At 58.6% G+C, this 8,923-nt stretch carries 6 protein-coding genes; 3 read left to right on the top strand and 3 right to left on the bottom strand.

The genetic code is table 11. From position 1 onward, the window contains the following. Window positions 1–201: 201 nt before the first annotated feature. Window positions 202–1,125: a LysR family transcriptional regulator gene (locus QLG07_RS15775; RefSeq protein ID WP_048916038.1), complete on the bottom strand. Its 924-nt coding sequence runs from the start codon at window positions 1,123–1,125 to the stop codon at window positions 202–204. Between the two features lie 159 nt (window positions 1,126–1,284). Here QLG07_RS15775 and QLG07_RS15770 point away from each other — a divergent pair, with 159 nt between their 5' ends. Together QLG07_RS15770 and QLG07_RS15765 are read left to right on the top strand one after the other, a co-directional pair. Then, the gene (locus QLG07_RS15770) at window positions 1,285–2,709 is read left to right on the top strand and encodes a M20 family metallopeptidase (protein ID WP_282469626.1); all 1,425 of its coding nucleotides are present in this window, start codon (window positions 1,285–1,287) and stop codon (window positions 2,707–2,709) included. Continuing rightward, a complete protein-coding gene (locus QLG07_RS15765) occupies window positions 2,706–3,977 on the top strand; it encodes an MFS transporter (RefSeq protein WP_048916040.1) in 1,272 nt (423 codons plus the stop codon). Before QLG07_RS15770 ends, QLG07_RS15765 begins: the two co-directional genes overlap by 4 nt. Window positions 3,978–4,070: 93 nt before the next feature. Here QLG07_RS15765 and QLG07_RS15760 read toward each other — a convergent pair whose 3' ends face one another. Further along, entirely contained in the window at window positions 4,071–5,111 is a 1,041-nt protein-coding gene (locus tag QLG07_RS15760) for an acyltransferase (RefSeq protein WP_187496991.1), read from the bottom strand. Window positions 5,112–5,567: 456 nt separating this feature from the next. Next, complete coding sequence (locus QLG07_RS15755; protein ID WP_282469625.1) at window positions 5,568–7,460, bottom strand: aliphatic sulfonate ABC transporter substrate-binding protein; 1,893 nt, start codon at window positions 7,458–7,460, stop codon at window positions 5,568–5,570. 271 nt (window positions 7,461–7,731) lie between these two features. Here QLG07_RS15755 and ssuD point away from each other — a divergent pair, with 271 nt between their 5' ends. Further along, window positions 7,732–8,910, top strand: a complete 1,179-nt coding sequence (gene ssuD, locus QLG07_RS15750) for an FMNH2-dependent alkanesulfonate monooxygenase (protein ID WP_133623685.1) — start codon at window positions 7,732–7,734, stop codon at window positions 8,908–8,910. The last annotated feature ends 13 nt before the right edge of the window (window positions 8,911–8,923 follow it).

Here is an 8,923-nt window from a genome sequence, read left to right as displayed (position 1 = left end):
GGGCTGATTGCAGCAGGCCCACGGCCAGGGATGGCCGTGAGCCAGGCTACAGGGACGTATTCATGCCGGTGCGGAAAGCAGCCCTCCCTCCTGAAACCGTGCACCTCTCATCCCGCGATAAAATCTAGATCAATTTTTCTGGGGATCCCTCAGGAGGCGACCTTGTTTTTCGCTCGCCCCGCCAACGGCACTGCACCCATATCACAGACCAAACTGCGCTCTGATCTCCATATCCTGCTGCTTTAACTCCATTCGCACAAAATCCACAAACAGCGACAGCGCTGCCGACGGCTGGCGCCCAATTGCCGTCTGCATCTGCAGCGAACGCTGGCTCAACTGGTCCGGTCCCACCGATTTCAGCACCAGCCCGTGCTCCAGCGCCTGATACATCACGGTGAAGTGGCTACTGATGGTGATCGCCTGCGGTGTATGTAGCAGGAAGGTGTAAAGCGAGCTGAAGTTATTGCAGGTCAGTACCGGCTCGATAAAGGTGCCGCTCATACGGCAGGAGAGGTCGAACAGCTGGCGCACGGTGAAGTTGGCATTGGGCAGCGCCAGCGGGTACGCCAGCAGGTCACTCAGCTTCACCTCCTGCTGCGCCAGCGGGTGGCTGCTATGCAGCACCAGCAGAACCGGAGCAGGCCAGGATGCCGCCACCTCGACACCGCGCTCCGGGTGCAGGCTGAACTGGAACGCCACGTCACACTCGCCGCGCCGCAGGATCTCCGCCACTTCCAGCGAGCTGGCTACCGTGAGCTGGAAACTGACCCCGGGGTGCAGCAGGCGAAACTGGGTAAACAGCATTGGCAGCAGGCTGAAAGCCATTCCGTCGGTACAGGCTACCCGCAGCGCAGTGCGCCTGACGGCTTTTAGCCCTTTAATCTCTGCAATCGCGTGCTCCATATCCATCATGCTTTTTCGCACGTGGTTTTCGAAAATTTGCCCGGCATCGTTCAGCACCATGCCGCGCGCGTGGCGCTCAAACAGCGGGGCGCCAACGCGCTCTTCCAGCCGCTGGATCTGGCGGCTGATCGCCGATACCGCCACAAACAGCTGCTGGCTGGCGGCGCTGAGTGAGCCGCAGTTCACCACCGCCAGAAAATAGCGGATTTCACTGCTGTGCATGGTAGTGCCTCCTGCTGGTGCATGTGCTTTTAAGGTGCAGCGCAGCGTTGCTTTAAAAGCAAAGCCCGTTTGATATTTTGATGATTGTAGCAAAGCCCGATTGTCGCTTAAAACTAAATGGCAAACACAAAAAATAAACAGATAAAACGGACAACTATCATGACAGGTGAACAGGCAGTCGCGCAGGCTACGGCGTATTTTGACAGTGGGGAATTTAAAACGGTGCTGGCACGGCGCGTGGCGCTGCGCAGTGAAAGCCAGCGCGACGACCGTGATGCGCTGATCCAGAGCTATCTTGATGATGAGATGGTCCCCGCCATGCAGACGCTGGGCTTCAGCACGCAGCAGCTGGCGAACCCGCAGGCGCCGCAGCGCCCCTTCCTGCTGGCGACCCGCATTGAAGACCCGCAGCTGCCCACGCTGCTGTGCTACGGCCACGGCGATGTGGTGTTTGGTGACGATGAAAACTGGCGCAGTGGGCTGAATCCGTGGCAGCTGCTGGAAGAGGGCGACCGCTGGTACGGGCGCGGCAGCGCCGACAACAAAGGGCAACACTCGGTGAACATTGCCGCGCTGGAGCAGGTAGTAGCCGCGCGCGGCGGTCGTCTTGGCTTTAACTGCAAGTTTCTGTTTGAGATGGGGGAAGAGATCAGCTCTCCGGGCCTGAAGGAAGTGTGTCAGCGCCATGCCGACCTGATGAAAGCCGATATCTTTATCGCCTCCGATGGCCCGCGCCTCAGCGCGGAGCGGCCAACGCTATTCCTCGGTTCGCGCGGTGCGGTGAACTTCCGCCTCAGCATCCACGCGCGCGATCGTGATTATCACTCCGGCAACTGGGGCGGTCTGTTGAGCAACCCGGGTACCCAACTGGCCAACGCGCTGGCCTGCCTGGTTAATCAGCACGGCCAGCTGCAGGTTGCCGCCCTCAAGCCGCCAGCGATTAGCGCCGCAGTAAAAGCGATCCTCAGCGATATTGATGTCGGCGAAGGCGACGGCCCGGCCATCGATCCCCGCTGGGGCGAATCCGGCCTGACGCCAACCGAGCGCCTGTACGGCTGGAACACGCTTGAAGTGCTCTCTTTCCTCACCGGCAACCCGGCGCGGCCGATGAACGCCATTCCCGGCAGCGCGACGGCGGTCTGCCAGCTGCGTTTTGTCGTCGATACCGACTGGGAAAATATCGCCAGCCACCTGCGCACACATCTGGATGCGCACGGCTTCCAGCAGGTTGAGGTCGAGGTGCTGCGCGGCTCTCCGGCCACGCGCCTTGACCCGACCGATCCGCTGGTAGGCTGGGCGCTCGGAGTGATGGCGCAGACCAGCGGTAAAAAACCGGCGCTGCTGCCCAACCTCGGTGGTTCACTGCCGAATGATGTCTTTGCGCAGACGCTCGGCCTGCCGACGCTGTGGGTGCCGCACTCTTATCCCGCCTGCGGTCAGCACGCGGTGGATGAACATATGCTGAAATCGATCGCCCGCGAGGGGTTACAGATGATGACGCGCTTATTCTGGGATTTAGGCGAGCAGGGCAGCGATCTGCTGGCGCGCCATCGTGCGCACCGTGCACAGGGGGCAGGCCAGTGAGCAGCTTAGTTCAGCCTCAGGCGGCGGCGCAGCCGAACCTGTATAAAACGCTGTTCGCGACCTGCGTCGGCAATGCGCTGGAGTGGTTTGATATTGCGGTGTACGGCTTTTTCGCCAGCTATATCGCCCACGCGTTTTTCCCCACTGAAGATCCGTCAGTCTCCATGCTGCTGACTTTCGGCAGCTTTGGCGTATCGTTTCTGATCCGTCCGCTGGGGGCAATTGTTCTCGGTGCCTATGCAGACCGCGTCGGGCGTAAAAAAGCGCTGCTGATGTCGATCATGTTGATGATGGTCGGTGGGTTAATCATCACTGTGATGCCGTCTTATCAGAGCATTGGCCTGCTGGCACCGCTGATGATTTTGCTGGCGCGCCTGATTCAGGGCTTCTCGGCGGGCGGCGAATTCGGCAGTTCTACCGCCTTTCTGGTGGAGCACTTTCCCGAGCGTCGCGCCTTTATCGCCAGCTGGCAGTTTGCTACCCAGGGGGCAAGTACGCTGATGGCCTCGGCGTTTGGCTTAGGGCTGACCTCGTGGCTGACTGAAACGCAGATTCAGGACTGGGGGTGGCGCATTCCGTTTGCTTTCGGCCTGATTATCGGCCCGGTTGGCCTGTATATTCGCCGCCACGTGCATGAGCCGGCCAGCTTTGTCGCGCAGGAGAAGTCCCACGCGCCACTGAAAGACCTGATGAGCCGCCAGAAAACGCTGCTGCTGCTGGCAATGGGGCTGATGGTGATCTCCACCGGGGTCAACTATATGCTTAACTATGTGCCGACGTATGCCACCAAAACGCTGCATCTGCCGGGTTCTGCGGCCTTTACCGCAACGCTGGTTGCCGGAATTATTCTGACGGTGGTGACCCCGCTGATGGGGCTGTGGGCGGAGAAAGTCGGGCGCGTGCCGCTGATGTGGGGGTCATTAATCCTGCTGGCGCTGACCATCTATCCGGCTTTCCGCATGGTGGTGAATAACACCACGCCGACCACCTTGATCCTGCTGGTTGGCTGGATGGCGCTGCTGAAATCGGTCTACTTCTCTACCGTGCCGTCGATGATGGCCGATCTGTTCCCGATTACCACCCGCGCCAGCGGCATGGCAATCAGCTATAACGTGGCGGTCACGGTGTTCGGAGGTTTTGCGCCGCTGATCTGTACGCTGTTGATCAGCGCAACCGGCAGCAGCCTGGCGCCGAGCTACTATCTGATCCTGCTGGCGTTATTCAGCGCGGTAGCGTTGGTCAACAGCCAGCGCCGGGTAGGGCGCTAAAACAGCAGGGGCGACTAAAATGCTCGCCCCTGTCACAAACCCTAAACCTGTAGGGGTTGACCCTTTTTTTCGGTCAACCCACATTGCAGATACCTAGGAGGTTTTCACTCTGAACACCATGGTGGCGCGCTTCTCAATCAGCCAGTAGATCATATAACCTACCACCGCTGAGGCCACGCTGAGGATCACCATCGCCAGATACATCGTGGCGGTGCTGGCCGCGGGCATAAACACATGCAGTACCTTCTCCAGCGCCCCCATAAACAGACGGTGGCACAGATAGATAGAGTACGAAGCCAGACCCACGGCACTCACCACTTTGGTCATGGTGGTTTGGCGAACCGCATTAAACTCCAGTCCGGTCAGCAGGAAGAAGCTCAGCGTCAGCACCAGCAGCTGAAGCACGCCCTGCAGCCACAACGTAGAGAAAGTCAGCAGGGCGACAATCAGCACCAGCGACAGCGCGCTATGGGCATAACGCTCCGGCATGCGCTTTTGCAGCATAAAGCACACAATCCCGCTCAGGAAATAGAGCATGATATCGTTGGTATAAAACAGGAAGTAGCTCTGTTGAGAACTGCCCAAATATCCCATCAGCATCAATACAGCAATGGAGACAAAAATAAAGATCAGGCCGCTACTGCGACGGAATAATAGCCCGATGGCAAACACCAGATAAAACAGCATTTCGTAGCACAGCGTCCAGCCAACGGATAATACCGGCGTGAGCGTATCGAGTTCTTTAATGTAAACCGAAGGAATAAATAACAGAGAAAGAATATCATCCAGCGGCGTTAACACAGTTGATGGGAACCAGCCGGGATTAATTACCCATGCGATAATCGTCAGCAGAGTAAACAGATAATACATCGGCAGAATACGCACCAGCCTTTTCTTGACAAACATCGCCATCTTACCGCGGCCAAAGTCCTCCCAGTGCACGCACGCCATCAGGTAGCCGCTGATCATAAAGAACAGCAGTACGCCAAGCTTGCCTACCGCGCCGCCATAGCCAAACAGCCCGGAAAAATAGCCCGGACTTAATTTGGCCGCAAAGCTTTCTGCATGACAGACGACCACCAGCATACAAGCCACGGCCCGTAGATAAGTAATCGACAGGATATTAGTTTTCACAGCCATTCCCCCTTGGGATTTAATCCCCCCTGCATAAATGATGCAAGGGGGATTAAAGTAACGATAGAAAAAAATAAAGAAGAAAATCGAAAGGGTATTAATATTTTCAGGTCTTATAAGGAAATAATTTCCCTGGTGTTGTAATCGCTCGTACGACAGTTAGCGTGCTGTTGTGTAGTGTCTTGCGACGATGAAACATTACCCAATATTGAGGTAAACACCTAACATAAATTAATCAATTCTTCATCTTTAGGAATTTCCTTTTTTTGTAAAAATAATAACATTAGCGTAGCTGACGCGATGTTCAGTTAAACTTAATAAACGATAAAGCGCTAACCGGCGTTTACGCCAGGGAATCTGTGGTCTCTTCATTTAGCGGCATGAAAATTTGATTAGCGCGGCAGGAGTGGCAGTTCCAGAAATGTTAGCAAAGCGTCAGCAAACGTAAAGGTTATATTAATCCTGCCACACGGCATCACGCACATTGATAGCGCGCGGCAGTAATCCCAGCGCATAGAAGCGGTCGGCAATGGTTTGCTGCGCACGGATCACGCTCAGGTCCATGCGCTGCGTCTGGTGGCTGCGGCGCAGCAGAGCGTGCGACAGCGCCTCAGGTTCCAGCCCCAGTTCGGCGGCCAGCAGGGCGGTGGCCTCTGCGTGGTTAGCATCAATGAAGCGCCCGGTCTGCTCCAGCGCCCGTATCACGCTGTGCAGCAGGTCCGCCGAGTGTGCGGCAAAGTCACGATGCGCGAGGTAAAACTGATGATTACTCACCCGGCCGCACCCGTCAGCAATCACTCTTAAGCAACCGCTCTGCTCGGCGTCGCTCAGCAGCGGATCCCACATCATCCAGGCATCGACCGCGTGATAATCGCTGGGCGTCAGCGGATATTTTGGCGGTGCATAGAGTACCCGCACGTCGTTCAGCGTCATTCCGGCTTCATCCAGCATCTGCACCAGCAGATAGTGCACGTTAGATCCCTTATTCACTGCGATACGTTTGCCGCGCAGGTCGGCAAGCGTTTGAATCGGGCTGTCCTGCGCCACCAGCAGCGCCACGCTCTGAGGCGCGGCGGGTTCCCAGGCAACGTACAGCAGGGGATTGTTCTCGGCCTGGGCAAAGACCGGCGGCACTTCCCCGGTGGTGCCGAAATCAATCTCACGGCTGCTGAGTGCGTGCAGCAGCTGTGGTCCGGCGGGGAACTCGCTCCACAGCACGCTGATGCCCGTTCCGGCAAAGCTTGCCTCCAGGCTCTGCCGCGCTTTAAGAATGCCGAGGTTGCCAAATTTCTGGTAGCCGATGCGCAGTTCGCGATCGCCCGCAGGGCGCCGGGCACTCTGGCGCGCATCGCCGCTCGCCAGACTGCGGCGCGCCTTGATCAGCCCAAGATGGCCGAGATGAGTGCGCAGCGTATTGCGGCTGACGCCCAGCAGCGTGGCGGCCTGGAGCTGATTTTCGCCGCTCAGCTCAAAAGCATTGCGCACTAAAGCGTCGATCACCCGCTGGTAGATTGGCCCGCTCTCCTGCTGCAGCTGCTGGCGCAGAAACTGGTCCAGCGCCTGCTCACCCGCCGCGAAAGCTGGCCCTGGCGCGACCGGGTTGAGGCGCAGCTGCTGCGGAGCGATCAGCGGCTCGCGGCTCAGCAGCACCGCGTTGTGCAGGGTATTTTCCAGCTCACGCACGTTGCCCGGCCACGCATACTCCATCAGCGCCGCAAGGCTGTCATCGGTTAAACGCAGCTGCGGGCGCCCCAGGCGGCGGGCGTACAGCGTGAGAAAATGCTCGGCCAGCAGCGGGATATCTTCGCGGCGCTGGCGCAGCGGCGGCAGGGTGACCGCCGCCACATTGAGGCGATAAAACAGATCTTCGCGAAAGCGGCGTTCACGGATTGCCACCGCGAGATCCACGTGGGTGGCAGCGATCACTCGTACGTTGACCTTTACCGGGCGGCGCGACCCGACTCGCGTCACTTCGCGCTCCTGCAGCACGCGCAGCAGCTTAACCTGCAGCGGCAGGCTCAGCTCGCCGATCTCATCCAGCAGCAGCGTGCCGCCCTCCGCCGCTTCAAACCAGCCCTGATGGCGTTCACCCGCGCCGGTAAACGCGCCTTTCTCATGGCCGAACAGCTCGGATTCCGCCAGGCTTTCGGTCAGCGCGCCGCAGTTCACCGCAACAAAGGGCTGCGCCCGGCGCGGGCTGTGATGATGCAGATAGCGCGCCACCACCTCTTTGCCGGTGCCGGTCTCACCGACAATCAGCACGGTAGCATCGGTTGGCGCAAGGCGGTCCAGCACGCTCTGAAAAGCGAGTGAGGCAGGGTCAATCAGTAACGGGCCGGAATGCTGCATAGTGTGCTCCTTATACTCAGAGCAGGCAGATTACCCTGGCGTACGCCAGCTAACGACCCGCTGGCGAGCCGCTTTGCTGCAAATGAAGCAGCCTGTGGTCAGTGACTGCTGCAAATGCAGCAGAAAAAGCGGCTGGCATTACTTTTCAACGTCATGAAAAATAAGGTTTTTAACAGAATTACACTCTGGCACGTTTCCTGCTAACTGGTTTATAACCAAAGCGTAACTTTCTATCGAATAAATTCAGATATAGTTATATAGGAAACGAATAATGAGCGACTCAGCGCAGAAAAATATCAACGTATTCTGGTTTCTCCCGACCCACGGCGACGGGCGCTATCTTGGCACCACCGAGGGCGGGCGCGCCGTCGACCTGCCGTATCTACAGCAGGTCGCGCTGGCCGCTGATAACCTCGGCTATTACGGGGTGCTGATCCCGACGGGTAAAAGCTGCGAGGACTCCTGGCTGGTGGCTGCGGCGCTGGCACCGATTACCAAACGCCTGCGCTACCTGGTGGCGGTGCGCCCCGGACTGCAGCCGCCAAGCCTTGCGGCGCGCATGGCCGCCACGCTTGACCGTTTGTCAGAAGGGCGACTGCTGATCAATGTGGTGACCGGTGGCGACCCGGTGGAGAACAAAGGCGACGGTATTTTCCTCAGCCACGCCGAGCGCTATCAGGTGACCCGTGAGTTTCTCGAAGTCTATTCACGCCTGCTGGCGGGGGATAAGGTCGATTTTCACGGTGAACATATTCACGTTGAGGGTGCAGAAATTCTGTTCCCTCCGGTGCAGGAAAACGGCCCACCGCTCTATTTTGGCGGTTCATCCGATGAGGCGATAGACGTGGCCGCCAATCAGGTCGATACCTATCTCACCTGGGGTGAGCCGGTGGCTCAGGTCGCGGAAAAACTGGCGGTAGTGCGTGAACGTGCCGCGGCGCGCGGGCGCACGCTCGACTACGGTATTCGCCTGCATGTCATCGTGCGCGAAACCGAAGAGGAAGCCTGGGCCGCCGCCGACCGCCTGATCGCCCACGTTGACGATGACACTATCGCCGCCGCGCAGAAGATTTTTTCGCGCATGGATTCCGCAGGCCAGGCGCGGATGAGCGCGCTGCACAGCGGTTCCCGCGACGGGCTGCGCATCGGGCCAAACCTGTGGGCCGGTGTCGGGCTGGTGCGCGGAGGCGCGGGCACCGCGCTGGTTGGCAGCCCGCAGCAGGTGGCGGACCGCATTCGCGAATATCAGGAGCTGGGCATCCAGAACTTTATCCTGTCCGGCTACCCGCATCTGGAAGAGGCGCACCGCTTTGCCGAGCTGGTGATGCCGCTGCTACCGCTGGCGAGCAATGGCGATAAAAAACAGCGCACGGTAAACACCGGGCCGTTTGGCGAAACCATCGGTGGCGATCTGCGCCCGAAAGCGCAAAAGCAGACCAGCGCAAGCTAAAGGGGGGTTTACC

Source organism: Erwinia sp. V90_4 (genome assembly GCF_029967685.1).
Classification (GTDB): Bacteria; Pseudomonadota; Gammaproteobacteria; order Enterobacterales; family Enterobacteriaceae; genus Erwinia; species Erwinia aphidicola.
Note: the sequence above shows the minus strand (reverse complement) of the source record. Positions and strands in the feature narration are given on the sequence as shown.

What these genes read in the sequence shown, in the direction of transcription:
- QLG07_RS15755 (WP_282469625.1), bottom strand. Translation starts at nt 7,460, where the DNA reads ATGCAGCATTCCGGCCCGTTACTGATTGACCCTGCCTCACTCGCTTTT.
- QLG07_RS15770 (WP_282469626.1), top strand. Translation starts at nt 1,285, where the DNA reads ATGACAGGTGAACAGGCAGTCGCGCAGGCTACGGCGTATTTTGACAGT.
- QLG07_RS15775 (WP_048916038.1), bottom strand. Translation starts at nt 1,125, where the DNA reads ATGCACAGCAGTGAAATCCGCTATTTTCTGGCGGTGGTGAACTGCGGC.
- ssuD (WP_133623685.1), top strand. Translation starts at nt 7,732, where the DNA reads ATGAGCGACTCAGCGCAGAAAAATATCAACGTATTCTGGTTTCTCCCG.